We start from the raw sequence: 26,273 nt of genomic DNA, 5'->3' as shown, positions 1-26,273 counted from the left end.
ATAATGTCCATGATGAAATAAACTGGACCCCAGTGTCACGCACTGGGATGACATGAGGGGAGCACTGGGATGATACCAGCTTAGCAATGGAAGACATTTCTTTACGACTATAACAAGGGATCATCTTTGATCAGCTATCATCACCATCAGTAGCTTCTTTACTCGCATCTTGCTCTGCCTCTTGTTGCTCAGATTTCTGATTTTGCAACTTTACTTGCCTCAATTCATGTGCATCTTTTTCAGATCTTACAACGTATATAGTAATTGGAACTATCACTTTACTATGTAATTCTATATTTACTTGATACTCGCCCAAATTTTTGATACTTATTCCACCAAAAGATAAACTATGATGACTTATATCATATCCTTCTTGTAATAAAGTTTTTGCAATTTCACGTGTGGTTACAGAGCCAAAAATCTTTCCATCCTCTGAAGCTTGCTTTATTAATATAATAAATTTATCATGCAGTGATGATGCAAGCACTTTTGCTGCATTTAATTTTTTGATATTTTCTTCTTCCAATAATAAACGCTGTTCCTCTAACTTTATTAAATTTTCCTTAGTGGCTTTCATCGCCTTTTTTTGTGGAAAAAGAAAATTACGTGCATAACCTGGCTTAACTTTGACAACTTCACCAAGCTTACCTAAAGTTGTTATATTTTCCTTTAAAATTATTAACATAAATTACCTAACTTTTTTAGTACAGTAAGGAGCAAGAGCTAAAAAGCGTGCTCTTATAATTGCTAAGCGCAACTTTCTTTGTTTTCTTGCGCACACACCTGTTAACCTTCTAGGTAATATTCTACCATAGTCAGAGGTGAATTTGGACAATAAATCTATATTCTTATAGTCTATGTCCTCATCTTTAGATGCAGTAAGAGGACAGACCTTAGGACGCCTAAAGCCAGTTCTGTTATTTACAGACACGTAAGAATTATTAAAACTATTTCGTCTTTTCATCATTATGCACTTTTCTCCTCAATTTGTTTATCCAGCATGTAAGATTTACCTTTAAAAAACTCATTAACTCGTACAGACAAGTGGCGAATAATATTCTCATTCAGTTTTACTCTACGCTCAAATTCATCCATAATGCTTGAAGTAAAACTTATACACATCATACAGTAATGACCACTTTTCATCTTATTTATTGGGTATGCAAAATCCAATAGACCCCAATATTCATATTTTATCAATCCTGAAGCTTCAATATTTTTCAAAAGCACTTCCAGCGTTTTACTCAATTGATTTGAGTCTACTATTTTAAAACTTTTTAAAACCTCTTGAAGGGGCTTTATTAGATGTTGTGAAATATTTTCCTTAAAAGCATTTACTACATTATAGATAAATGCACTTTTAGTGTTAGCTCCTGGAAGGTCCATAAAATTTTGTTTTATTCCCGTATCACTTAGTTCATTTTTCAATTCTTTATCGATTCTTGACTTTATTTCTTTTAAATTTGAAAAATCTTCTTCCAATTCAACCCATAAAATTTTTGTCAGAGTTTCAAAAAAATCAGAGTAAACAATCAGACTTTTTTTAATGCTTTCAGTACTTGCCTCTAGCTCTTGTTTTGTAACTGTGCTATGTTCTCTTTCTATGAGACCTTTAACCTCCTGAGAAATAACATCTGCTTTAATATTTTTCAACAAAATAGCCAATTCTTGGACCATTTCTTCTACTTCTTGCTGCAATAAGTTCGGTTGTGCTATAAAAGTAAATTCATAGAGATTCACTATATCTTCCTTTAATATCAATTAAACACTTTATTATATAAAACTTTTTTATATAAGCAAGTTATTTGTATTAATTTCTACGCCTTCAATCCAACTTAAGTGAGATATTTCATAAATAGCTTGGGGGGTGATTGAATATGTACCTGGCAACAAGATGCTGACTTTATGTTTTTTGAGAAGAAACTTTAGCATTATTTTGGTTTTGCCTCCATTTTTTAACACTGAATTCAACTCCTCAGCAACTTTTTGCGAGTCTGCACATACAGCAGTTAAAACTAATCCTTTCATTAGAGAAGTAACCTTTTCTGTAAATTCAGATATGTCCTTTCCTGATAGTCTCGTTGTGTTTTCTGAAATTTCAAGATCAATTATCACAAATGCTCCAGGTGAAAATAGATTCCTTTTTTCTTCTATTATTTCATTATTGTAGAATGCTATTTCAGAAACATTGTGGGGATCAGAAAGTGTTAGGATAACAAATCTTCCACGTTCTGAGGTTCTCATACGCACATTTAATATTACACCAGCAGTTTTTATCGTCTTACTCTCTCCGATAAACCCAATATTTAATTTTTTCAAGAGAGTTCTAAACTTTTCAAGTGGATGATTAGTTAAGTAAAATCCCAATGAAAATAACTCATGCTCTAATTTTTCCTCTTCATTAAAATCTTCCACGTTCTCAAGTTTTGGCTTCAGAATATCAAGATTACCAAATAAAGCAGCTTGATTTGACTGCCTATTTTTATTTGCAAAGTAAATCAATGTGTCTATTGACTCGTATAACTGCTTTCTATTTTTGTGCACACTATCGAAAGCTCCAGATTTAATTAAGCTTTCTAGCGCCCTCTTATTTATCATATGACCAGAATTTTGAATAAATTCCCATATGTCCTTATAAGGTGCATTTACTATTCCTTCTGCTGTAGCAAAACCAACATTACGCAAAGCAGCAATTCCGTAGCGTATGTGCTCACCCTCTATTGAAAATTCAGCCTTAGATTTGCTGATATCAGGCGAAAGAACAGCAACTCCACTGGATTTTGCAGCATGATAAAACAAATTCAGTTTGTCTCTATCATCAATGTTGAGATTCATCAAGGCCGTAAAAAATTCTAGCGGGTAGTTAGCCTTAAGGTAAGCTGTTTGGTAAGATATAATCGCATATGCTGCAGCGTGGGATTTATTAAATCCATAACCAGCAAATTTTGCAACAAGATCAAAAATATAACTTGCCCTGTCGTAATCAACACCGTTTTTTGTTGCTCCTTGAACAAAAAGTTCACGTTGTTTATCCATCTCTGCCTTAATTTTCTTACCCATGGCACGTCTGAGTAAATCTGCTTCTGCTAAGCTATATCCAGAGAGAATACGCGCTATTTCCATTACCTGTTCTTGGTAGATTATTACTCCGAATGTTTCTTTTAACACCTCCTCAAGCAATGGATGAATGTAATCTGGCTTTTCAAGTCCATGCTTTCTTGCAACATAAGTTGGAATGTTATCCATAGGCCCTGGGCGATAAAGAGAAATTAAAGCGATGATATCTTCAATGCAGTCTGGCTTTAGTTTGATTAAAGCTTCTCTCATTCCCGAACTTTCAAGCTGAAACACTCCGATTGAATCACCTCTTGAGAGCATTTCATAGGTTCTTTGATCAATCAAAGAAACCGAGGAAATATCAAATTTTTTTTCATCACGATTAATTAAACGACATACATGATCTATTAGTGTTAGCGTACCAAGTCCAAGAAAATCAAATTTTATTAACCCAGCTTTTTCTACATATTTCATGCTGTATTGAGTGATTGGCAGAGCCGAATTTGGATCATAATAGACGGGAACAAAATTTTCTAATTTTTGATCGCATATTACAATTCCAGCAGCATGAGTTGAAACGTGACGATATATTCCTTCGAGCTTTAGTGATATATCAAGAAGCTTTGCAATTACCTCATCACTATCTCGTTCTTTCTGTAGGTTTTGATCAAGCTCTATCGCTTGCGATAAAGTTACAGGATTTACTGGATTAAATGGAACCATTTTAGATATTTTATCCACTTGAGAGTAAGGCATTTGCAATACTCTACCAACATCACGCAATACTGCCCTTGCTTGCAATTTTCCAAAAGTGATTATTTGAGCAACATAACCGTACTTTTTCTGAACATAATCAATAACCAGGTCCCTTTTCTCTTGGCAGAAATCGATATCAAAGTCAGGCATCGATACACGATCAGGATTTAAAAATCTTTCAAAGATCAGACCAAACTTTATTGGATCAAGATCTGTAATTTGTAAGCTCCAAGCAACAATCGATCCAGCACCAGAACCTCTTCCCGGTCCAACTGGAATGCCATTTGCTTTGCTCCAACGAATGAAATCAGAAACTATCAAAAAGTAGCCAGCGTAGTTCATCGAAGTTATTACGCTTAGTTCGTAATTCAGCCGATCGTAGTATTGTTTAAGGTCTATGTCCGTTTCATTTGCAATGCGGAATTCTAATCCTGCAACTGCCTGCTCCCTCAGTTCTTCATTCTCAGTTTTATTTTCTCGACAAGGAAATTTAGGCAAGATAGGCTGCCTGCTTCTTGGCATGTAAGAGCACCGCTTAGCTATCACTGAAGTGTTATGAATTGCTTCGGGAATGTCGCTGAACAGTTCCTCCATTTCTGCCACAGATTTGAAGTAATGCTCGGTAGTTAACTTCTTTCTGTTATTCTCCAGGGCATAACTGCCCTCTGATATGCACGTTAATATGTCATAAGCCTCATAGTCAGACTTATTTGGAAAAAACACATCATTCGTTGCAACTAGTGGTATATTGCGCTGATAAGCAAAATCTATTAAAGCTTCTTCAAGCTCTAGCTCTTTATTCAGCCCATGACGCTGCAATTCAACATATAAATGACCATCGAATGCTGAGAGCAGTCTTTTTATCGTTTCTTTATCTTGCTTCAATAACAGTTGAGCCAATATGCCGTCATATCCACCAGTTAAGGCGATTAGGCCTGAACTTAAATTTAATAGCTCATCAAAATCAACGTAAGGAATATCGCTGTTATTCTTGCACTTTTTAAAAGACTCACTCACCAAGGTGACTAAATTAGTGTACCCTTGTTCATTTTTTGCAAGTAGCAGTATTGATAAATTTTGTTCTAAGTGTCGAACGATAATATTGCATCCTATTATTAGCTGTATTCCCCTACTTGCTGCATATTCTGCAAATTCAAGTGAGCCAAATAAGTTACCTGAGTCAGTAACTGCAACTGCCGGCATTTTGTTCTGCAAACAAAGACCAATCAGCTCCTCAATTTTAACCGAACTCTCAAGCAGAGAATAAACGCTATGAACACGCAAGTGTATGAACATAAAAAACTTTAGATTAGCAATAAAAGGATAACATTAATTTGCTCGTAGGGATATGAAAAGGTCTAACACTGAAATAACACCAAAGAGGCTACTTGAATCTAATTTACTATTCACAATCCCAGTTATTAGCTTGTTTTAATTGACTTTTTATCATAATTATGTTATAATTAAGTAACTCTTTTAATATTGAAGGTAAAATCGTGACAGGAGAATATGAATCACTGAAAAAAGTACTGAGGACGATTGAGGTTAAGGAAGGCTTAGATAAAGAGAATATAATTAAGAAAATACAAGAAGAACTAAAGGAACAGGATCAAGGTCTATATAAAGAGTGGGAAAAAGGTGCATTTGATGTAAATCATGGATTTAGCTTAAATATTTCAGGGATAGAGTACTCAAAGTTTCCATTATTAATAATAGCTGCTCGGAATGGTTACACAAAGACAGTAGGGGTTTTACTCGGAGTAGGAGCAGATATTAATGAGAAAGATAGTTTTAGTTGCACTGCTTTGTGCCATGCTGCTTTGTGTGGTCGCAAAGAGATAGTAGAGTTTTTAATCTCAAAAGAAGCAGATGTTAATGCGAAAGGTAGTTTTGGGTGCACTGTTTTGCACAATGCTGCTTTGTGTGGTTGCAAAGAGATAGTAGAGTTTTTAACCTCAAAAGGAGCAGATGTTAATGCGAAAGATGTGTTGAATCGCACTGCTTTGCACTATGCTGCTTTTTATGGTCGCAAAGAGATAGTAGAGTTTTTAATCTCAAAAGAAGCAGATGTTAATGCGAAAGATAGTTTGAATAGCACTGCTTTGCACTATGCTGCTTTTTATGGTCGCAAAGAGATAGTAGAGTTTTTAATCTCAAAAGAAGCAGATGTTAATGCGAAAGATAGTTTGAATAGCACTGCTTTGCACTATGCTGCTTTGTATGATCACACAAAGATAACAAAGGCTTTATTCAGAATAGAAGCAGATTTTGATGTAGACGAACCTCTTTTTTTACATAATGCTGCTAAGAATGGTCAAGTAGATATAGTAAATGCTTTAATCAAAGCAGGAGCAGATGTTAATGCAGTAGATAAATATGGAAAGACTCCTTTAGATTATGCTAAGAATCAAGACGTAGTAAAAGCTCTATTAGACGCAGCTTTTGTGAAAGCACGTAATAAGGCAATGATTGCTGGTGGAGTAACTACATTATTAGGCACTGCTATAGCAGTGGCACTTTTTACAACTGGAACAATTACAGCTCAGTTGATACCTATCGTTATAGCAGTGGTTGCAGTTACAGCAGCAGCACTGGTAGTTGGTTGTGCTACATATGCATTACTAAAGCCTAGTACTAAAGTTGATGGAGCAGAGAAATCATCTGCCGCCTTAATAAATGGACAGCAGGGAGTTACTAGCATTCCTTCATAGTAGAGCGCGTGACGCTGTTTCACTTTATGACGATGTCATTCCAGCGCGTGACGCTGGAATCCAGTCTATTTCATCACAAACATTGTTTTTGACATATACTCCTACAATCTTTTGTTTATTACATGATTTGTTATATATGGATCCCAGTGGGCTTTGTTGCATCGCTACCTATGAAAGGCTAACTATACAAGCAACTTATTGAAAATCTTATTTTTTTGCAGTCAATCTGATCAAATTTAAGAATAGTAATTTATTGTTTGTATTAGTAAATTTAATTCTACTTAAAATAGCTAAAGCATTGAAATTCTTGAATTTTAGCTAGATTAGTGAATGGTAGTAAAATTTCTTTTACTCAAATTTAGATATTCACTGACCGTCCTTACTATAAATGCTAGAATAATAAGCTACTGATATTCTTCATCTTTTTTATCTTTAATCCGCCGTAGATAGCGATGCAACAAAGCCATCCCAGTGTCAAGCACTGGGATGACAAGAAAGAGGGCTACTTAGATGACAGAAAAAGGAGTACTTGAATGACAATAAAGAGGGCTACTTGAATGACGCTACAGAGGCTACTTTTCATTCATCCCACTGTTGCACATCCATAAACTCCTTCTCGTCTTGAATGCTGATGATAGTGTGAGTGTTAAGAGGTAAAGGGTCATTTATATGTCCATGGCCTACCCCTTTCATTGTAAATACAGGAAAGTTAACACTCTTTGCAAACCTTTCTTTTACAATTTCAACAAGATTATCATTATAACAGTTAACAAAGTCACCGAATATTACTGCATCTACTCCATCAAAAATATGAGCTTGTTTTAGGTGATCTAGACTTCGCTCAATTGAATATGGATAAACTTTTATGTCTTCTAAAAATAGAATTTTGTTTTTTGCGTTTATTTGCCAGGCAGTTCCTATGCTATTTTCAACCAAAGTCATATTACCACCGATGATTTTAGACTCTAATCTGCCATTTTTTAGTCTAACTCCATTATTTATCATCTTTAAATTGTCAAATCTGATAGAGTTGTGTTGGTTGAGAATTAATTCTTTTAATTTTTCAACAGAACTTTCAGCAACGGAGTTATTTACTATCATTTCTAACATGGTGCCGTGAAGAGTTTGCCAATCATATTTAACTTGCAGATAAATATGTAAAGCAGTGATATCACTATAGCCTATAAGAATTTTTTTGTTTTGAGCAATTCTTTCTTTTTTATCATTGGGTAACTTTTCTAGATAGGGAATTAGCCGAGAAGCCCCTTCTCCTCCTCTGATACACCAAATTATTTTGCTATCATCAGTGAGCGCATTAACCAAATCATTCGCTCTAAACTCATCAGAGTTAGAATAAAATGGGTTGTCATTACTGTATATTTTCTCCGAAATGTGAGGATTAAAATCCAAAGTTTTTACGTATTCTCTTATAGTAGGCAGATCTGATTCTTTTCCTTTCGAAGAAGGAGCAATAATATCAACTTGATTGATTGTGTGTGCAGGATTAGTGAGTAAAAGGCATAGAAAATAAAGAATAAAGGAATACATTAAAATATCTTATGAAACTCTTGCTTTAATATATCATCTAATTCGCAAAGAGAAACTTTTACTCCTAGTTTTTCCATTGATGTAACGCCGTAATCTTTTAGTCCACAAGGAATAATACCCTCATAGTGGGAAAGGTTTGGAGAGACATTAAGTGCTATGCCATGATAAGTTACCCATTTTCTCAAGCGAATGCCAAAAGCTGCTATTTTTTCTTCTACTCCGTTGTTGTTCACCCAAATGCCTATTCTATCTTCCTTAAATTCCCCAAGTATATTAAAGTGTTTTAAAACATTTATGATCCAATTACTTAGGTCTCTGATATATAGTTTTATGTCACATTTGTTTCTTTTTTTAAGATTTAGCATTAAGTATATAATACGCTGCCCTGGACCGTGATATGTATATTTACCGCCCCTGCCTGTTTTATAGACAGGAAACAATTTTTCAATAATGTCATCATCTGTTGCACCGATTCCTGCAGTATAAAGTGGAGGGTGCTGGAGCAGCCATACTAGCTCGTCAGATAAATTATTGTAAATTTGTTGAATTTTTGCTTCCATGAATTTTATAGCATGGTTATAATCAGTAAATTGGTTAGAGATTAGCCATTCTGTCATATTCAATTTCTTTTATTTAATTTTATAATACTTACTTGCTTTTCAAGCAAATTTAGGCTTTTGGTAAGCTTTTAAGGCTTTCCGTATAAAGCTATATAGGGCTTTTGTAACAAAAAAGGAAAGTTATCACCTAATAATAAAGAATTTGACATATATTGCTAGATACGCTAATATTTTTAATAAATACTTAATATTCATGTTAAATTAAAATATTTTGGTTAATTTTGTAGGGGAATTTTATGTTAGGTACAACACAAGAAAATCAAAATGAATTGAGTCAGTTTAATCAAGAACAATGGGATCAATTCGTAAAAGACTTGATTAAAAAGGAAAAGGAAGATTTAGAAGCAGTAAAAAAAGAATCTGAGATAAATAAAGGGGGAAATATAGAAACCTTAGAAAAACATTTCCATGATAGAACAATTCAGCCTATAAGCGAGTTCAAGAAAGTAGGAGAGAAAGAAGCAGGCTGCAGCTCAGGATTTCAAGCAGAGCATGAGTATAGTAACAATGAAGGTGATAAGGCACCTTTCATGATTAAGTCTGTTCTAAATCATACGCTTACAAAAGAGGAAGAACAGTCTAAGTTAGCACAATTCAAAGAATCTTTTTACAAAGGATCAAGAAAAGCTTTAAAGTTGCAAAATCCTTATTCGTCAGATGATGAAAGGCTTTGTTGCATAGCTAGTGTTGGTTGAGGTTATTGTAAGAAGAAAAGCTTTTTAATATATGGCTACTAACGCATTTTGTTGTAAAATAGGCATTTTTCAAACAAGTACAACTTATGCCACAAAAAATGAGAGTAAGTAACCAAAGAGAATATAACGAGTTTCTCAAAAAAAGAGGAAATGTTTTTCATTTTGTTAATCAAGCCATAGAAAATTGGTATGAAAATAGTCCAAAAGTTGCAGGTGGCAATAACACTTATAGTGATAAAGTTGTAATTTTAATACACATAATAGTTCATCTTTTTAGAATTGGCTTGAGACAAGCTGTAGGTTTTGTAAAAGGTTATATGGTACAAATAGGCAAAAAACTTAAGATTATCAGCTATACACAAGCTTCCAGAAGATTTAAAAAGCTTAATTTGAAGATTGATGACCATAGAAGCAATAAAGATGATCTGGAAAATGTTGAAATTGCCGTAGATAGCACTAGAGTTAGTATCTACAATAATAACGGTGGGCATAGTAAGCTTAATATTCGAAAAAGAAAATACAGTGGTTATGGTCAAGTAAGAAAATTACATGTTGTTTTAAACATAAATGATAAGAAAGCAATAAGCATGAACTACACTAGTGGTGTTGCTGTAGACTATTTGCCGGTCTGCGATATGTTAGAAGAAGTCAGTGATAAATATAACATTTGTTCTATTCGAGCAGATGCGGCTTATGATATAAAAAGTGTGTATAAAGAATGCAGAAAATACAATATTGTGCCTATTATTCGCCCTAGGAAGGATACTAAAATTTGTTTAGCTGACTACTTATCAGAAAGAAACAAGTATATTAGTAGAATTAGGTCATATGAGAATTATGAAGATGGTATTAATGAATGGAAGAAAAAAGTTAAGTATGGAGCACGGTCTTATATTGAAGTCTTTTTCTATAGGTTGAAGCAAATATTTGGGTTTGGCTTGAAAAATAAATCAGAGGTAAATCGTGAAAAAGAGCTGTTAATTAAGTGCTACTTATTGAACAAATTTACTGATATAGGTATGGCTGAATTTAAATTAGCTGCGTAAATTCACTGTGATTTACATGCCTATCAGTGCTATGCAACAAAGCCATGATGAAATAGATTCTTTTATTGATCTATCATGGCAGAACGTAGAAAGCAATATATGTTATGATGACCTCAATATTGCTGATTTTATCAGGGAATATGTTGCTGGTGGTTTATATAAGCTGTTTTTATATGACAGAGCTCCAATTGTTGAATTGGTAACAAATAACGATTTGCCAAAGGAAAGATTTGCTAATCGTAATGATCAATTTAAAGAGCACATTGAGAAAGAGAAATACCAGGATAAGCTTTATCTGAGATCAAAGTTTTTGGACAAATTTACAACATTAATGGATCTTCAGGAAAAAGGCAAAAATTACCAAGATGCAAAAGGTTTTGAGAAAATACTGGCTGCTCAAATATTGCTTGGAGAAGTTGACATTACACAATCAGAAAATTTTGGTGTAATAGAAGAGGAGTATGAAAATGCAAAGGGTAAAAAAGTAAAAGAAAAACTCTGGGCAAAAATTGATCATGGTAGGTCATTCTATTTAAGCTTTAGTAATACCAAGGATTATTTACAAAACTTTTTTACCTTTCTGACCGAATTGAGAAGATATGGCATAAAAATAGATCTAGAAAAGCTATCAAAAGAGTTAAAAAGTTTTATTGACTATTATGATCAGAATAAAGAAAAATTTGAAACTTTGATAGATAGAAAGGCAAGCACTTTAAATCATGTATTGAATCCTAACATGCAATTTAACCTTGAGTATATTGATGGATCCAGATTGAATGTTAGGAATTTTAAGTACATGAAAGGAGAATTTAAAGGCCAGGAGATGAAGAAGGTAGGTTTTTCTTTTTCTCTTTCAATTCTTGATAACGATTCTCCAAGTACTAGTTTTAGTGATTACTTTAAGCAAAACTTAGAAACCCAGGTTAAAATGGCAAGAAATCTTACTGGTCCATTGAAAGATCTTGCTGAACCATGGAAAAATTTCGATAGAATTGAAAAGATTTATAGTTACGTAATCAAACCTTCATTCTGTCTATTTGTTCCAACGTTAATAGCAGCTATATTTACAAGTGGAACCTTAGGCACAGCTTTTACTGTAGCTGCAATGATTACAGGGATGTGTATGCTTGTTGGAATAGTGACAAACATTTGTCTTAATGTTTATGCAATGAGTAGCTACAATAGCAAAATTAACGATCCAAAAGTTGAGGAATACCAAAGAGAGCTTCAGCTTTGATAACAGCTTTTCTGGTTTCTTTAACGATGGTGTAGTTGAAGTAGTCCATGTTTGTCATCCGAGTAGCTGACACTGGGATCCAGCTTTTCATACAATCTAGTCAAAGGTGTTCGTTCTGGTATAAAACAGCTATGCTCACCAGTTAAGTGCGCTATCTACAATTAAATTCTTGGATCCCAGTGTCAAGCACTGGGATGACATCATTCTTGTAACACCAATTGATATAATTCAACTACAATTTCAAATTTTTAACAAAATTTTCAGGAGGCACATATGAATTTTAACATTTTTCAAAGAAAGAAAAGCAGTGAATACTCTGCTTTGCAACTAATGATGGAACCAAGTTGGAGTAGGCGTGATTATGTAAGTTTTGCTGAGGAAGGTTACATAAAAAATGTTATTGCCTTTCGAGCAATTAATATGATCGCAAGTGCTTCATCTTCGGTACCTTTTACTCTCTGCCAGCTTACTGACCAGGGAAAATCACAACTAAAAGCGCATCCATTACTGAAGTTACTTTATTCTCCTAATCCAATGACATCAAAATCGGAATTTATTGAAGGGATTGTGACTTATCGATTAGTTAATGGCAATTCTTATGTATTGATGATTGAGGCGCAGAACAAACCAACAGAGCTTTATCTTCTGCGCCCTGATAGAGTTGAAATTGTTCCGGGGAGAAGTAACGTTCCTTATGCCTATCGTTATACCGTAAATAACAACAGTTATGACTTTAAAGTTGATAAATTGACTGGGCGTTCAACAGTACTGCATCTTAAAACCTTTAACCCTTTGAATGATTGGTATGGACTTTCACCAATTGAGGCAGCTGCATATAGTATAGATCAGCATAATCAGGCTGGTGCTTGGAATCAGGCAATGCTGCAAAATGGAGCAAGACCAAGTGGTGCAATAGTTGTAAAATCAGAAAAGGATGGAAGTGGTGGAAACTTAAGTCAAGAGCAATATCAACGCTTAAAAGCACAGATAAACGATCATTATTCAGGTCCTGTTAACGCTGGAAGACCAATATTACTTGAAGGGGGCTTAGAGTGGAAGGAAATGAGCTTATCACCGAGAGATATGGATTTTATTGAGTCTAAACACAGCTCAGCTCGTGATATTGCACTGGCTTTTGGCGTTCCGCCGCAGTTGCTTGGCATACCAGGTGATAATACTTATAGCAATTTGATCGAAGCACGTCTTTCCCTTTGGGAACAGACGATTTTACCAACGCTAGAAAATATTATCTGTCACCTGAATTCTTGGCTAGTGCCCAAGTTTGGTAAAGATTTATGTTTGTCATATGATAAAGACGCGATAGAAATTCTAATGGAGAAAAGACAAAAGATGTGGAAATACGTGCAAAACGCAAGCTTCATGACGCTCAATGAAAAAAGAGAAGCTTTTGGCTTGCCACCGTTACCCGGTGGTGATAAGTTGAATTGATATTTATATAGTGTAGATATTTATACTAAGCTGTAATAAACTGGGGGTATTTTATGTATCAAGAACAAGGAAATTCAGTAAGTAATTCTCGATTTACTCTTCCTCATATAGAATTGTTATCGACATGCAAAGCGAATGTTAATGCAGCAGATCATAAGGGTGCTACTCCCTTACATTATGCTGCTTGCGGAAACCGCTTAGAGGAAATGAAATTATTGCTTAAAAACGGAGCGAGTGTTAATGCAGTAGATCATAATGACGCTACTCCCTTACATTATGCTGCTTGCGGAAACCGCTTAGAGGAAATGAAATTATTGCTTAAAAACGGAGCAAATGTTAATGCAGTGGACAATTCTGGTTTTACTCCTTTGCATTTGTCTGTTTGTGAAGGCTACACGGAGATAACACAGTTATTGCTTGGAGAGACAGAGAGTCCAAGCACAAGCTGCAGCGACGCAAGCATTGAGAATGTACAAACAATCAATCAGTCTTATCATTGGTGAGAGTAGAACATCTTTTACTAAGGTCTAACTTAAAGATAGATGGTCCCTTAAATCCTACATCTAAATGAGTTAACTATTTTTCTTGCTAACTAAGGTGTTGTAAATTTGGTCTACATCAAAACTCATCTTAGGGCACCAAATAGGGCCATCTAAGTGTGCCTCGATATAAAGAGGACTATTGTGATTTGGTAGTATGAAAAAGAGTCTGAATATAGAAGTTAAGGAGAAATTAGATAAGATTAAATTAGAAGAGATAGAACCTGATGCTTGATCGATACTAAACTGTGAACTAGTTGAACATACACCACTGTTAATACTTACTTTTCCATTAATATTTTCAAAAAGCGTACTGCCATTATATATATCAACGTAAGCAAGCTTGGAAATTTCAGGTTTATTCTTACTGCTTAACAACTTAGTGATGAATGAATTAAAATCCACATTTGTAAACTCTATTTTCTGTGCTTGAAAGTTTACATTTCCTGATAAGTTACTAGCCCAATCATCAAAGCTTGTCCCTTGAGTTTTGATTTCACCACTTAAGCTTATCTTGCCATTTATGTTATTAACTCCTATAACTTCCTTGGTGTCCAAATTTGCAATAGAAAATTTTGTGTGAATTGAGCCTGCTTTTAGATAACCCTGAAAAAACATTTGTCCATGTTCTAGTATGTAACTTATCTGTTTGATAGTGATAGTGTTGTTTCTTATCACTGTATCCAAGTTAAAATCTTTTAAGACGTTTTGCCCAATTTTAAATTCTGTAGTTTTGATTTGCACGTTTGCATCAAAATCTCCTTTCTCATCTAAAAAATTAAGCTGCTTTGTTGACCATTGAATTTGATTTATTTCATTTCTTGAGTTTCTTTTTACCTCTAATAGTTTTGGTAATTTAAAGATATTTCCATTAAATTTATTACCTGTAAGGTTTACGTCTAATAAAGGCTTAGTGTATTTTTGATCCACTAATATTTTTACACTACCGGTAATGTCGAAATCTTCTCCGAATAACTTTATTTTATCTGCAACTAGCTTGTTCTCTTGTATTTTTAATGAAAAATCCAAATCTTCAATTTTTGTGCCATTGAATATAGAATCTTTAACACTAGTTCTTATATTTACATCATATTTAAGATTTTTCAGCCATTGCACTTTGCTGAATAATGAATAATCATATTTATCTATATTAATGTTATGTATGCTAAATTTGCTATCGATCATATTGTGTTTTTTTGTGTGATTTACCTTAATTGATCCTTGCCAAGATTCTTTGTTATTTAGCAATCTGATATCTGAAAGAGATAATATTCTAGGTGCTAAATATAGTTTAGAACTTGCTGTAAATTGACTTTTCTCTCTTTCTTGCATCTTGATAGAAGGTAAAATATGTGAGATGAACGACTCACCCTTTATCAATATATCACCATTAAATTCAGACAAGTTGCCATTGTTTGAAACTCTTCCTGATAAGCGAGATATATTATTGGTTCCAGGAAATTGAAGAAGAGTATCAACGTTTATTTCGCCATTAGCAAATTTTAGCGTAGCATGAAATTTGTCCAATATCCTGTTTTGATATTGAATATTTGAAGCTTCCATATTAAAATCCAAGCTCAGGTTCTTTGGCACAACCTCTCTAAAAGATTCTAAAAGACCCTTCATATCTGTTGTTTTGTGTGAGCCGTTTTTTAGGTCGACTTTACTAAAACTAATATTGATATTAGTATGATCACTTTTTCTATCATTTTGTATTATACCAGTGCCTTGCATGCTTTTGGACTCAATTTTTAAATCAGTTGCCGTAAACTCGCTTTCATTGAGATTGATATTGGATGATATCTCAATATTTTCGCTGGGAATCACATAAGAAAGGAAGCTAAGATTAATGATTTTTGCTAAATTGCTCACAGAACCGGAACTGTTATTGATTGTCAGTATTAAATTACCCTGTTGATTTCTATTACCTTTAAATAGCAAATTTGCAAAATTTGAATCAACACTAATGTGTACATTATTTTTTGTGACATTAACCTTTCCAGAAAAATCGTAATTGTTGTCACCAATCTGTACTTCACCAAAAAACTGCTTATTTTTTTTTATAGCAACTTCCTTGATGTTAATAGTATCGGCGTTAAAACTTATTTGGCTGTCCTTTATTAATATATCAACTATATTATCATTGGCTTTCGTATTTATAATATTAAGTAAATTTTCTTTGTTGCTTTTCATGCCCAAAAATGAGATTGACTTTGGTTGCAATGAAAATGAAAACAACGATGGCCTTATTTCAATTTTTTTTGCACTAATTAAATCTGATAATTTTTGTTCCTTGTTTTTGTTATATTGTACATATACATTGTGAATAGTAAGTTTTGGAGTAATGAGCGAAACTTCAATTTTTCCTCCAACATGTACTTTAGCATCATACGTCTTCTCTAACTCTTTTACGATATATTCTCTGTAGCCACTCCAATCCTTAAAAGTTGCAGCAACGTGCATGAGAATTAATAGAAACAAGATTGATGATATGGCGTATAAAGAAAGTTTCATAATAGACCTCTCATTCCAGCATCCCTTCTCTTCTTGTCATCCCAGTCTGGGATCCAGGAAATTTGATTAGACATTAAGTTAATTAGCAAAAAAGTAGCTATTCTTATCTTAAAACACAGCATTTTTACATGAGAAGCTGGTCTGATGAGCACTGGGTTCCCAGTGGAAATTGCTCTCAAACCACAACACTCATACAGTTGTGTGTGTGACACTGTGATCCAGTGTGACTTAAATAAGGTTTTCCAGATTATATAATCAACAAAATTTCTGGATCCCAGTGTCAAGCACTGGGATGACAGGAATAGGTGCTGGGATGACAGGAATAGGTTATGGGATGAAAGGAGTGGATATTGGAATAGTAGCTGAAATGACATATAGCAATACAAAGGGTGTAATTTATACATATTTCAAATTATTCAAATTTCCTCTAAAAATTAGGTAAAGAGTGCTAGAATAAATAATAACACTCAAAGCTATTAAAGTTACTAAATAAACAATACGAGCTAGCCCTCTATCGAAAAACAACCCTGCTGATAAGTAATTAGAGAGATAAAGAACTATTGACATAACCAATGTTGCAGTGAGAATTTTTACAATATTTAGTAATAATGCTTGGCTAATCTTATACATCTTATTTATTGTTAAATAATTAATCAATAAAATAGAATTTATCCAAGTGGAAATGGAAGTAGCAATAGCAATTCCTATATGTTGGTATTTGTTCATTAATATGAGATTTAGTATTACATTAATTCCAAGGCACGTTAATGAGAACATAGTTGGTATTTTTAGCTTTCCCCTAGCAAAGAATGTGGGTAGCAATACTTTATTTATAATAAATGCGGGTAAAGAAAGAGAAAATGCTACTAATGTAGGAACAGTTTGCTGCACTGCATAATAATCAAATCGGCCGTAAGAAAAAAGCGTAAGTAAAATTATGTCAGGAATAATGATAAAAGCAGCAGTTATTGGCATAATTAATATTAACCCTATATTAAGGGCCTTGTTCTGTATTTTGACTATATTCTCAGTATCATTTATTCGTTTTGAAATCAGAGGAAGAAGTACTGTACCAATTGCAGTGCCAATTACTCCTTGCGGTAGTTGATTTAGTCTATCGGCATAATATATATAAGAAACTGCATTTGGTATAAAACTCGCCATGATTGTGTCAATCCATACACTTATTTGTATTACACAATTGTTGATAATTGCAGGTATCACACGTTTAAAAAATAATTTTACTTCGTTACTTAATTCTAAACTAAAAGAAAAGAAAGCCTTTAATTTGTATGCACTAAATATTATTAAAAGTAGCTGCAAAATCCCTCCAATCAGGACAGCTATAGAAAGGTTATGAGCCGGTGTTTCAATGTAAGGTAAAAACAAACTGATGATTAAACAGAGGTTCAAAATGATTGGTGAAATAGCTGTTGAAGCAAAATGCTGTTTTACTTGCAACATTCCACCAATAAGTGATGCGATTGACACGAAGATTATGTAGGGCATCATAATTTTCGACAAAGTTACAGTAAAGGTAAATTTATTTTGGTCAAATCCAGGAGTGAAGATTTTGATCATGTAAGGGAAGAAGGTTTGTGTGATAAGGCAAAAAATTACTAGAATAATAAACGTAATGGATATTACACTACTTGCGAAATTAAATGCCTTTTTATTATCATATGACTCTGCAGAGTATAATGGTATGAATGAGGTAGTAAATGCTCCCTCTGCAAAAAACGATCGAAATAAATTAGCAAAGCGAAACGAGGAAAAGAATATATCTGCAAGAGAAGTTGCACCAATAACTGTAGCAATCAATACATCTCTTATTAGCCCTAAAATTCTTGAAATAGCTGTAAAAAAACTAAATGTGAAAATACTTTTAAACATATCACGATTTCAATACGATTAACTATAATGCTAAAAGCATAAATGAAAATGTTTATTCGCTAAACTTAAAACTCTATGCAAAAGTAGGTAGCCTAAATAATTAATTGACTATTTATGCTTGTGTGTTAGAAATTTTATACCTTGGCGGGCGTAGCTCAGTTGGTAGAGCGTCAGTTTGTGGTACTGAATGTCGCCAGTTCAATCCTGGTCGCTCGCCCCACTAAAATTTTCCACTTTACATAAATATAAACATTAGATATTTTTTCACGGCCGTTAGCATTCCTTGTTGCTCTAGTATTTAGATGGCGGAGGGGAAGTTTGCGATTTAGAGTAAAAATGATGCCTATTAATTAGTGAGAGGGATTGTATGTATATTTGTTTGTTAGCTTATAGTATAGTGTCAGCACTAGGAGTATTAGCTTGTTGGTTAAGTTTTGACACTTCATCACCTTTAGCCATAGGTGGAATTGCTGGTTGTATAGCTCCAGCATTGATTGCGGTTTTTCACGTAGGATGTTTGCTATATAAGTTTTGCAAAAGAGATCCTGTTGGGGAGGATCATGGAAAAGTAGCAAATTTTTTGAGTTTGATGATATCTACAAGCGCTGCAATTGGAGTTACACTTGCTGGAAGCATAGCTGCTATTTTTCCTAATCCAAAAATAGGATTTACATTAATAAGTGGAATGATAGGGCTGATAGCACCGATTTTAGGGTTCTTTGCAACTGTAGCTATAGTGCATTGTGTAGATGAAACAGCAATTAAATCTGCAGTAAGTGCAATTTCGATTACAGATTCTACATATGTCAAAATATCTCAGGAAGAAGAAGTGGATGAATGTATTACCTTTCCGGAAGAAGAAATTAATAAAAGTATCATCTTTCCCAAAGTTGAAAAAGTTTTTTCTGCGAGAGAGACGGCAGTTTGAGCTAAGTTAGTGTGCAATGTTGTAATCTGTAAAATTTGACATCAATCACTGATAGTTGGAATATTATAGAGTAGGAATTACTCAAGAAGATGCATAAGTACGATGTAGTGGTAGTAGGTGGCGGTCATGCCGGGTGTGAAGCAGCTACAGCTGCAGCTCGCCTTGGTGCAAACACACTACTTATAACTCACAAAATTTCAACTATAGGAGAGATGTCTTGTAATCCAGCAATTGGAGGAGTTGCAAAGGGTGTTGTGGTGAGGGAAGTTGATGCTCTTGATGGAATAATGGGAAGAGCTATCGACCGAGCAAGCATACACTCGGTCGTTTTAAATGGCAGCAGAGGCGCAGCGGTATGGGGCCCACGTGCACAGGCAGACCGAAAATTATACAAAAAAGCAATACAGGAAATTATTCTAAATTATAACAACTTGACAGTAAAAGAAGAGTCAGTTGACGATTTTCTTATCGAAAGTGATAGCAATGGAGAATCTTATATAAAAGCTGTAATAACAGAATCAGGTGAACGTATACTGACAAGCAGAGTTGTTTTGACTACAGGGACTTTTTTACGTGGTGTGATTCATATAGGAGAGCAAACAACTCCTTCTGGAAGAATGGGAGATAAACCTGCAATAGAGCTTGCAAATACGCTAAAGAAGTATGATTTTAAACTGGGCAGATTACGTACCGGAACTCCACCGAGGCTTGATCGTGGCACTATAAACTGGTCGGTATTACAAGAACAAGTGGGTGACAATCCACCTACACCATTTTCTTATCTTACAGAGAAAATTAACCAGCCTCAGGTTTCATGTTTTATTACTCATACTAATGAACATACACACAAAGTAATTCGAGAGAATCTTCACAGATCAGCTTCTTCATATTTAGATAACGTTATTGCACCAAGATACTGCCCATCAATTGAAACTAAAGTTAAAAAATTTGCAGAAAAAAATAATCACCAAATATTTCTAGAACCAGAAGGGATTGATGATAACACTATATATCCAAATGGAATTTCAAATTCATTGCCCATCGAAGTGCAGTATGAAATGATAAAGAGTATAAAAGGGCTTGAAAATGCAGAAATATTAAGACCTGGATATGCAGTTGAATACGATTATATCGATCCACTAGAGCTATTTCATACTCTCGAAACTAAGAAAGTTAAAGGACTATATTTTGCTGGTCAAATTAATGGTACCACTGGATATGAAGAAGCAGCCGGGCAGGGAATTATTGCCGGAATCAATGCAGCATTCTCTTTATCTCAAAAAAGTTTTGTTCTTCATCGTACAGACTCATATATCGGTGTAATGATAGACGACTTGGTCACTAAGGGAATTGCTGAGCCTTACAGATTATTCACCTCGCGTGCAGAATATAGACTGGCAATCAGGTCAGATAATGCAGATAGAAGATTGACACAAAAAGGTTATGACATCTCTCTTGTGTCGCATGAGAGATACTCTGTTTTGCAGGGTAAACTTAAATCCATTAAGCAACTTGAGGAGAAATTAGAGAGCCTAACAATTACTCCTGAGCAGCTCAGGTCCTATGGCATTAAAATATCTTATGATGGAATAAGAAAAACAGCATTAAATTTGCTCGGTTATCCAAATATTGACTGGAATAAATTACGAGAAATATGGCCAGAGTTAAACATGGATTCCAGTGTCAGCTACTTGCATAACACCAAAGCACCTCTTCCTGTCATCCAAGTAGCTGACACTGGGATCCAGTACTTGAATGATGATAGAATGGATGCAGTTGACACTGAAAAAAATGTAGATTCCAGCGTCATGTGCTGGAATAACACTATAACTGATAGCATAGCCAAGAATGAAATATATGAAGCAGTTGCAATTGAAGCAAAATACAAGCCTTATTTAGTAAGACAAGAAGCAGATATGAAGTTTCTACAAGAGGAAGTTAATACTCAAATTCCAACTAATTTCAACTACTCACAGATTAAAGGCTTGTCAACTGAAGTGATAGAGAAGTTGCAATCAATAAAACCAGCAACAATTGGCATTGCAAAGCAAATACAGGGCATTACTCCAGCAGCAATAGTTAGCATATTAGTGTACCTTAGGAATAAGAAAACGAAAATAGCTGCTAATTCTGCGTAACATGTCAAAAATCGAAGAATTTCGCTCTTTTATGCACGAAATAAATGTTGATGCATTTATGTTGCATACTAAAGACGAGTATTTAAATGAATATTCAAAAGAGTTAGCAGAGTTATGTGGCTTCACGGGAACAAATGGGCTACTTATCGTTACAAAGAGTAATAAGTGCCCATTTTTTACAGATGGACGCTATATCACACAAGCTCGCAGTCAGCTCGATCAGGGCAGTTTTCGAGTATATAATATACAAGAAGAGGATCCACACAAATGGGTAAAAGCAAACTTAACATTGACTACCTCACTGGGTTACTATCCGCAATATTTTACTATGAAGGACATAAGAAAATATGAAGGCATTTGTAAACTAGTACCATACTTAATTAAAAAAGATAGTAGTCATAAAGCACAAACAATAGTCTCACATGTATCTGGTGAGAGTGGTAAGGATAAATGTGAAAGAGTAGCTAAAAACATAGAGGCTGAAGCAGTGCTTCTGACTGATCCAAATTCAATTTCGTGGTTATTAAATTTAAGAAATGAAAGTGCTGAATATACTCCTTGTATATTGGGTCGTGCAATACTTTATAAAAACGGCAATGTTGATTTATTTATTCAAGATAAAGAACATTCAACTATAGAAGCAAATTTTGATAACCATATAAATGTTTTTGATATTAGTGAGCTAGAAAATTCACTACATAAGTTAAATTTGGTGGTGATAGATCCAAGCACGACTCCAATGAGCATTATGAATGCAATAGATCCCTTGTATAACCATTATTTAAATGAAAAATCAGCTTCGGTGTCATTCCAGTGCTTGACCAGAAATAAAAAAGCATGGATCCCAGTGTCAAGCACTGGGATGACAATAAGTAATGAAAGAGGTCTAATAGAAAATAAGCAGATAATTGAGAAGGAGGATCCTTGTTTGATTCACAAAGCAGTAAAAAATCAAACTGAAATAACTGGAGCTATAAGTGCGCACATCAAAGATGGAGTAGCAGTTATAAATTTTCTATATTGGCTTGAAAACAATATTGACAGTGAAATTACTGAGCTTGAAGCTGAAGAAAAAGTTTTAGAATACAGAAAAGAGCAGAATTTGTTTAAGCAATCGAGTTTTCCAACAATTTCAGCATTCAACGAGAATGGAGCAATCATTCATTATCGTGCAAGCAATAAGACAAATAAAGCTATTAAAAAAGATGGACTATATTTGATCGATTCTGGTGGTCAGTACCTTGATGGCACAACCGATGTTACAAGAACTATAGCAATTGGTAGTCCAACCAATGAGCAACGAGCTCACTACACAATAGTATTAAAAGCTCACATTGCGATAGCAAGTGCGGTCTTTCCTTCTGGCACTACTGGTGGAGAATTGGACATATTAGCGCGTATACATTTATGGAAATTTGGAATGGATTACATGCACGGTACAGGACATGGAGTAGGAAGTTACCTTTCGGTACACGAAGGACCGCAAGCAATATCAAGAGGAAATAAAGTGGAACTCATTCCAGGCATGATACTTTCTAACGAGCCTGGTTATTATATTCCAGGAAAGTATGGAATAAGAATTGAGAATCTGATGTATATTGAAAGGCGAGAAAACGTCTTTTTAAGCTTTAAACAATTGACCTCTGTTCCTTATGATAAAAAGCTAATAGATATACAAATGCTTACTGAAGATGAAGTTAAATGGATAAATAGCTATCACCAATTTGTTTATAAAAATATAGAAAATGGCATAAAAGATAAGGAATGGTTAAAGAGAGTATGTGAACCTTTAAAATAGTTAATTTGTCATTTAATCAAGTATTAATATAGTTGTTCTTGTATTGTTTTTAATTAAAAACAATATATAATATTAGTTTCAAATAGGTGTAATTATGACAGATAAAATGCAAGATGATGAATTTATGAAGCAGTACATGGATACTTGCAAAGAGCAAATAGAAAAATTGGCAAGCGACCCTAATTTGCTTCAACAGACCTTAAAGCCATTCATGCAAATGTCTCAGCAACTTATGGCTGGTGGTATGCTAGAAGGAAATATGCCTAGCATGATACCTGATATGGGTGGTATGGATATCAACAAGATGATTGCTCAAATGAAGGAAATGATTGACTACATAAAGGCTAATTATAGAGAGCTCATGAAAAAAGATAGCTCACAGATTCAAGAGCTTGATGAATCCAGTAAAAAGCTAAGAGGCTTAGTTAAAAAATTGATAGAAAAGATAGAAGAGGAAGGGAATAAAACTAAATAGTTTTATTTTAGTTGTTGCAAGTAGTATTTATTCATAGGTAAACATCTGGAGGCTGTAACAATAGTGAGGCTCAAATTTGGTATTACCATAAAATAAAGGGATGAAGAGATGATTGAACTTAAAAGCCAAGAAATTTGTCCAAATGGAAATAAGGAAAATCTAATTATTTTTTTTCATGGTTGGGGCTCAAGTGGCGATAATTTCGCTCACCTTGCTAAAGTTATGAGCAAGTTTTTGCCTGATTCATATTTAGTAGTTCCCAATGCTCCGTTTAAGAGAGAAATAGGTGATGGTTATCAGTGGTTTAGTTTAGAAGATCGTAGTGAGGAAGCACTATATAATGGGGTGAAAAATGCTGCATCAATTGTAAATCATTTTATTGATACAAAATTAAAGGAGCTTAATTTAAAAGATACGCAGCTTTCTTTGGTTGGATTTTCTCAAGGGGCAATGCTTGCAATGCATGTGGCTCTTACCCGGCTTCAGTCTTGTGCGTCAGTTGTTGCGTATTCTGGTAGATTTCTTTCGCCTTCAAAAACTGCACCGCAGATAAAATCAAAACCTAACATATGTATTATTCATGGTGACGCTGATGATGTGGTACCTTTTTCGTCCCTTGATTTAGCGGTTAAAGCTCTGAAAGAAAATGGAGTAAACGCTCAAGGATACCCAATTCATGGATTAGGCCATATTATTAATGAAGAAGGAATAAGGTTAGGGGTTGAGTTTATCAAGAAGAATTTTGGAAATTAATTTCCATGCACTTGTTTTGCTTTGGTTACGGATATGTAGCTAAATTTCTATCGAAAAAATTGCTAAATTTAGGCTGGAAAGTTAACGGTACATCAAGAAATAAAGATATACAACTTTTTGATTATGAAAAGGTTGATCAAGATCTGCTTAAAAGCGTAACGCATGTTTTAGTTTCTATTCCTCCAGACGGCGATGATGTTATGGAGAGATACGGTCATTGTCTGGAGAATATTAAATGGCTTGGTTATCTGTCTGCAACTAATGTTTATGGTGACCACTGTGGTAATTGGGTGAATGAGGAATCTGAAACAAAGCCTATAGAAATTAGAGGAGAAAAGCGCCTTGAGTCTGAAAAGAAGTGGCTAAGTAGCAAATTGCCTGTACATATTTTTCGTTTGGCTGGGATATATGGTCCTGGTAGAAATGCGCTAATTGACCTGCAGCTTGGCAAAGCAAGAAATGTGAAAAAAATTTTTTCTCGTGTTCATGTTGAAGATATATCGAATATTTTATTTTCTTCCATGCAAAATATAAAGCCTTATGAGATATACAATTGTGCAGATGATTTACCTGCTACGCAATCTGAAGTGGTCACGTATGCAGCCGAGCTTCTCAATATTAGCCCTCCAGAGCCAGTTGAGATTTCTTCCGTACCAAATTACGCACGGGGTTTTTATTTAGGTTCAAAAAAAGTAAGCAATACTAAAATTAAAAAAGACCTTGGTGTCTCTCTAGTTTATCCTGATTACAAGGTGGGTTTAAAGAGTTTGTATATATTAGAATAGAGAAAATAGATTGCCAGATGCAAAAATTTTTCTTGAATGTTCCTTGTTTTGATGTAGTACCACTAGGCATACTATTATATAGAGGTAAATATGTTCAGCAATCAATCGCTCCCGGTTGAAAATATTCTATTACATCAAGCCGCTTATAATGGTAACATAAATGAAGTTAGGTTATTACTTAATGTAAAAACTGATATCAATATCAAGGATAAAAAAGGATTTACAGCCTTGCATTTTGCTGTTTATTCAGGACATTTAGACGTAGTAAAGTTACTAATCAGTAAAGAAGCTAATATTCATGCAAGAACTACTAAAGGCAGTACAGTTTTACACTTTGCTGTTGTAGCTAAAAGCAAAGCTATAGTAGAGGAGTTAATTAAAGCGGGAGCTGATCCCAATATAAAAGACTGTACTGATGGTAAGACACCTTTACATATTGCTGCTCAAAATGGACTTGTAGAAGTTGTAAAGGTGTTACTTAATACTCAAGAAATTGAGATTGATGCTAAAGACAATGAATTTGGTATAACAGCTCTGTACTTAGCCTCTCAGAACGGACATACTGAAATAGTTGAACTATTAATTAGCACAAAAAATGCTGATGTTAACATAGTAGATAAAAAAAATAATGTCACACCCTTGTATCTAGCTGCTCAGAATGGGCATGAAGCAGTAGTCAAGTTGCTTCTTGATAATGGTGCTAAGGTCAATGGCTGTAATGTCGATAGAGATCCTTTAAGTGTAGCTATCAAGAATGGCCATAAGAAAATAGTTGAGTTATTACTTAGTATAGAAGGAATAAATGTCAATATTGGCGATAAGATTGGCAATACACCTCTACATATAGCAGCTATAACAGGCCGCAAAGAAATAGCAAGATTACTATTAGCAAAAGGAGCTGATGCTAATATTAAAAACCATTCAGGAGATACTCCTTTACAAATAGCTGAGATAATTGAAAACTCTACAGTTTTTATGCTTGAAAAGGATACAAATTCAGTACTTCTTGTGAAAAAAGGAGTTAAGGAGCTTTTGTCACAACATGTGAAGAACAACAAACCTAGCTCATCAGTAGATAAAATTGACGTATCTGTTCAGCAGAGTAGCAAAATAAGATAGATGAGAAAACTAGTTTGTGACATTGGCGTTCAGTTAAATTTACATGGATTCCAGTGTCAGCTACTCGAATGACATTATGGAAGCTGTGATGACAAGGAAGGAAGCACTAGAAAGAAGTGGGTGTCACGCACTGGAATGACATCTTCAATTTCTATACAGCTGTGCATCACGCACTGAGATGACATTATGGAAGCTGTGATGACAAGAAAAGA

22 protein-coding genes and 1 tRNA gene are annotated in these 26,273 nt (G+C 34.4%); 14 read left to right on the top strand and 9 right to left on the bottom strand.

The features are described 5' to 3' along the window. Positions 1-130: 130 nt before the first annotated feature. Genes rplI through dnaE form a run of 4 tightly spaced genes read right to left on the bottom strand, consistent with a single transcriptional unit; the run spans position 131 to position 5,109 of the window. On the bottom strand, positions 131-685 hold the full coding sequence (gene rplI, locus ABWU56_RS06655; protein WP_010402757.1) for a 50S ribosomal protein L9: 555 nt from the start codon (positions 683-685) through the stop codon (positions 131-133). 3 nt (positions 686-688) lie between these two features. Next, a complete protein-coding gene (gene rpsR, locus ABWU56_RS06650; protein WP_010402759.1) occupies positions 689-967 on the bottom strand; it encodes a 30S ribosomal protein S18 in 279 nt (92 codons plus the stop codon). Further along, positions 967-1,740: a 30S ribosomal protein S6 gene (rpsF, locus tag ABWU56_RS06645; protein ID WP_264376165.1), complete on the bottom strand. Its 774-nt coding sequence runs from the start codon at positions 1,738-1,740 to the stop codon at positions 967-969. Before rpsF ends, rpsR begins: the two co-directional genes overlap by 1 nt. A 48-nt stretch (positions 1,741-1,788) precedes the next feature. After that, positions 1,789-5,109: a DNA polymerase III subunit alpha gene (gene dnaE / locus ABWU56_RS06640; protein WP_353281389.1), complete on the bottom strand. Its 3,321-nt coding sequence runs from the start codon at positions 5,107-5,109 to the stop codon at positions 1,789-1,791. Positions 5,110-5,309: 200 nt separating this feature from the next. Between dnaE and ABWU56_RS06635 the strand changes: the two genes are divergently transcribed. Next, a complete protein-coding gene (locus tag ABWU56_RS06635; protein ID WP_353281388.1) occupies positions 5,310-6,524 on the top strand; it encodes an ankyrin repeat domain-containing protein in 1,215 nt (404 codons plus the stop codon). A 24-nt stretch (positions 6,525-6,548) separates the two neighbouring features. Here ABWU56_RS06635 and ABWU56_RS06630 read toward each other — a convergent pair whose 3' ends face one another. From ABWU56_RS06630 to lipB, 3 genes are all read right to left on the bottom strand, one after another. Continuing rightward, on the bottom strand, positions 6,549-6,686 hold the full coding sequence (locus tag ABWU56_RS06630; RefSeq protein WP_353281386.1) for a hypothetical protein: 138 nt from the start codon (positions 6,684-6,686) through the stop codon (positions 6,549-6,551). A gap of 417 nt (positions 6,687-7,103) precedes the next feature. Continuing rightward, complete coding sequence (locus tag ABWU56_RS06625; RefSeq protein ID WP_353281384.1) at positions 7,104-8,072, bottom strand: LD-carboxypeptidase; 969 nt, start codon at positions 8,070-8,072, stop codon at positions 7,104-7,106. Next, on the bottom strand, positions 8,072-8,689 hold the full coding sequence (gene lipB, locus ABWU56_RS06620) for a lipoyl(octanoyl) transferase LipB (RefSeq protein ID WP_353281383.1): 618 nt from the start codon (positions 8,687-8,689) through the stop codon (positions 8,072-8,074). Before lipB ends, ABWU56_RS06625 begins: the two co-directional genes overlap by 1 nt. Positions 8,690-8,928: 239 nt before the next feature. On the opposite strand from lipB, the gene ABWU56_RS06615 reads away from it, so the two are divergent. The 5 genes from ABWU56_RS06615 to ABWU56_RS06595 all read left to right on the top strand — a co-directional run bounded on the left by ABWU56_RS06615 (position 8,929) and on the right by ABWU56_RS06595 (position 13,622). Beyond that, positions 8,929-9,387 carry a hypothetical protein gene (locus ABWU56_RS06615; protein WP_353281381.1) on the top strand — a complete coding sequence of 153 codons (459 nt, stop codon included), beginning with the start codon at positions 8,929-8,931 and terminating at the stop codon, positions 9,385-9,387. Between the two features lie 86 nt (positions 9,388-9,473). After that, on the top strand, positions 9,474-10,433 hold the full coding sequence (locus tag ABWU56_RS06610) for an IS5 family transposase (protein ID WP_341815149.1): 960 nt from the start codon (positions 9,474-9,476) through the stop codon (positions 10,431-10,433). 16 nt (positions 10,434-10,449) lie between these two features. Then, entirely contained in the window at positions 10,450-11,670 is a 1,221-nt protein-coding gene (locus ABWU56_RS06605) for a hypothetical protein (protein WP_353281379.1), read from the top strand. A gap of 273 nt (positions 11,671-11,943) precedes the next feature. After that, a complete protein-coding gene (locus tag ABWU56_RS06600) occupies positions 11,944-13,119 on the top strand; it encodes a phage portal protein (protein WP_353281378.1) in 1,176 nt (391 codons plus the stop codon). Between the two features lie 53 nt (positions 13,120-13,172). After that, the gene (locus ABWU56_RS06595; RefSeq protein ID WP_064085664.1) at positions 13,173-13,622 is read left to right on the top strand and encodes an ankyrin repeat domain-containing protein; all 450 of its coding nucleotides are present in this window, start codon (positions 13,173-13,175) and stop codon (positions 13,620-13,622) included. A gap of 69 nt (positions 13,623-13,691) precedes the next feature. Here the strand turns inward: ABWU56_RS06595 and ABWU56_RS06590 are convergent, their stop codons facing one another. Together ABWU56_RS06590 and murJ are read right to left on the bottom strand one after the other, a co-directional pair. After that, a complete protein-coding gene (locus ABWU56_RS06590) occupies positions 13,692-16,172 on the bottom strand; it encodes an AsmA-like C-terminal region-containing protein (RefSeq protein WP_353281376.1) in 2,481 nt (826 codons plus the stop codon). A 396-nt stretch (positions 16,173-16,568) separates the two neighbouring features. Continuing rightward, positions 16,569-18,065 carry a murein biosynthesis integral membrane protein MurJ gene (murJ, locus tag ABWU56_RS06585; protein ID WP_026092648.1) on the bottom strand — a complete coding sequence of 499 codons (1,497 nt, stop codon included), beginning with the start codon at positions 18,063-18,065 and terminating at the stop codon, positions 16,569-16,571. 144 nt (positions 18,066-18,209) lie between these two features. Between murJ and ABWU56_RS06580 the strand changes: the two genes are divergently transcribed. The 8 genes from ABWU56_RS06580 (at position 18,210) to ABWU56_RS06545 (ending at position 26,061) form a co-directional block, all read left to right on the top strand. Beyond that, positions 18,210-18,285 (top strand) — tRNA-His (locus tag ABWU56_RS06580). Between the two features lie 147 nt (positions 18,286-18,432). Next, on the top strand, positions 18,433-18,993 hold the full coding sequence (locus ABWU56_RS06575; protein ID WP_353281374.1) for a hypothetical protein: 561 nt from the start codon (positions 18,433-18,435) through the stop codon (positions 18,991-18,993). Positions 18,994-19,082: 89 nt separating this feature from the next. After that, positions 19,083-21,131 (top strand): tRNA uridine-5-carboxymethylaminomethyl(34) synthesis enzyme MnmG, encoded by a 2,049-nt coding sequence (gene mnmG / locus ABWU56_RS06570; protein ID WP_353281372.1) that lies wholly within the window; start codon positions 19,083-19,085, stop codon positions 21,129-21,131. Position 21,132: 1 nt separating this feature from the next. Then, positions 21,133-22,929 (top strand): aminopeptidase P family protein, encoded by a 1,797-nt coding sequence (locus ABWU56_RS06565; protein WP_353281371.1) that lies wholly within the window; start codon positions 21,133-21,135, stop codon positions 22,927-22,929. Positions 22,930-23,023: 94 nt separating this feature from the next. After that, on the top strand, positions 23,024-23,404 hold the full coding sequence (locus ABWU56_RS06560) for a hypothetical protein (protein ID WP_264375803.1): 381 nt from the start codon (positions 23,024-23,026) through the stop codon (positions 23,402-23,404). Positions 23,405-23,512: 108 nt separating this feature from the next. Continuing rightward, a complete protein-coding gene (locus ABWU56_RS06555; protein WP_353281370.1) occupies positions 23,513-24,157 on the top strand; it encodes an alpha/beta hydrolase in 645 nt (214 codons plus the stop codon). Positions 24,158-24,162: 5 nt separating this feature from the next. Next, the gene (locus ABWU56_RS06550; RefSeq protein ID WP_007302062.1) at positions 24,163-24,942 is read left to right on the top strand and encodes an SDR family oxidoreductase; all 780 of its coding nucleotides are present in this window, start codon (positions 24,163-24,165) and stop codon (positions 24,940-24,942) included. Positions 24,943-25,032: 90 nt separating this feature from the next. Beyond that, a complete protein-coding gene (locus ABWU56_RS06545) occupies positions 25,033-26,061 on the top strand; it encodes an ankyrin repeat domain-containing protein (protein ID WP_353281369.1) in 1,029 nt (342 codons plus the stop codon). Positions 26,062-26,273: the final 212 nt, after the last annotated feature.

It is taken from the genome of Wolbachia endosymbiont (group B) of Horisme vitalbata (genome assembly GCF_964028625.1).
Taxonomy (GTDB): Bacteria; Pseudomonadota; Alphaproteobacteria; order Rickettsiales; family Anaplasmataceae; genus Wolbachia.
Note: the sequence above shows the minus strand (reverse complement) of the source record. Positions and strands in the feature narration are given on the sequence as shown.

Bases quoted from the DNA above. Each gene is read 5' to 3' on its own strand.
- rplI (WP_010402757.1), bottom strand. From the start codon at position 685: ATGTTAATAATTTTAAAGGAAAATATAACAACTTTAGGTAAGCTTGGT.
- rpsR (WP_010402759.1), bottom strand. From the start codon at position 967: ATGATGAAAAGACGAAATAGTTTTAATAATTCTTACGTGTCTGTAAAT.
- dnaE (WP_353281389.1), bottom strand. From the start codon at position 5,109: ATGTTCATACACTTGCGTGTTCATAGCGTTTATTCTCTGCTTGAGAGT.
- ABWU56_RS06630 (WP_353281386.1), bottom strand. From the start codon at position 6,686: ATGCAACAAAGCCCACTGGGATCCATATATAACAAATCATGTAATAAA.
- ABWU56_RS06625 (WP_353281384.1), bottom strand. From the start codon at position 8,072: ATGTATTCCTTTATTCTTTATTTTCTATGCCTTTTACTCACTAATCCT.
- lipB (WP_353281383.1), bottom strand. From the start codon at position 8,689: ATGACAGAATGGCTAATCTCTAACCAATTTACTGATTATAACCATGCT.
- ABWU56_RS06615 (WP_353281381.1), top strand. From the start codon at position 8,929: ATGTTAGGTACAACACAAGAAAATCAAAATGAATTGAGTCAGTTTAAT.
- ABWU56_RS06610 (WP_341815149.1), top strand. From the start codon at position 9,474: ATGCCACAAAAAATGAGAGTAAGTAACCAAAGAGAATATAACGAGTTT.
- ABWU56_RS06605 (WP_353281379.1), top strand. From the start codon at position 10,450: ATGCCTATCAGTGCTATGCAACAAAGCCATGATGAAATAGATTCTTTT.
- ABWU56_RS06600 (WP_353281378.1), top strand. From the start codon at position 11,944: ATGAATTTTAACATTTTTCAAAGAAAGAAAAGCAGTGAATACTCTGCT.
- ABWU56_RS06595 (WP_064085664.1), top strand. From the start codon at position 13,173: ATGTATCAAGAACAAGGAAATTCAGTAAGTAATTCTCGATTTACTCTT.
- ABWU56_RS06590 (WP_353281376.1), bottom strand. From the start codon at position 16,172: ATGAAACTTTCTTTATACGCCATATCATCAATCTTGTTTCTATTAATT.
- murJ (WP_026092648.1), bottom strand. From the start codon at position 18,065: ATGTTTAAAAGTATTTTCACATTTAGTTTTTTTACAGCTATTTCAAGA.
- ABWU56_RS06575 (WP_353281374.1), top strand. From the start codon at position 18,433: ATGTATATTTGTTTGTTAGCTTATAGTATAGTGTCAGCACTAGGAGTA.
- mnmG (WP_353281372.1), top strand. From the start codon at position 19,083: ATGCATAAGTACGATGTAGTGGTAGTAGGTGGCGGTCATGCCGGGTGT.
- ABWU56_RS06565 (WP_353281371.1), top strand. From the start codon at position 21,133: ATGTCAAAAATCGAAGAATTTCGCTCTTTTATGCACGAAATAAATGTT.
- ABWU56_RS06560 (WP_264375803.1), top strand. From the start codon at position 23,024: ATGACAGATAAAATGCAAGATGATGAATTTATGAAGCAGTACATGGAT.
- ABWU56_RS06555 (WP_353281370.1), top strand. From the start codon at position 23,513: ATGATTGAACTTAAAAGCCAAGAAATTTGTCCAAATGGAAATAAGGAA.
- ABWU56_RS06550 (WP_007302062.1), top strand. From the start codon at position 24,163: ATGCACTTGTTTTGCTTTGGTTACGGATATGTAGCTAAATTTCTATCG.
- ABWU56_RS06545 (WP_353281369.1), top strand. From the start codon at position 25,033: ATGTTCAGCAATCAATCGCTCCCGGTTGAAAATATTCTATTACATCAA.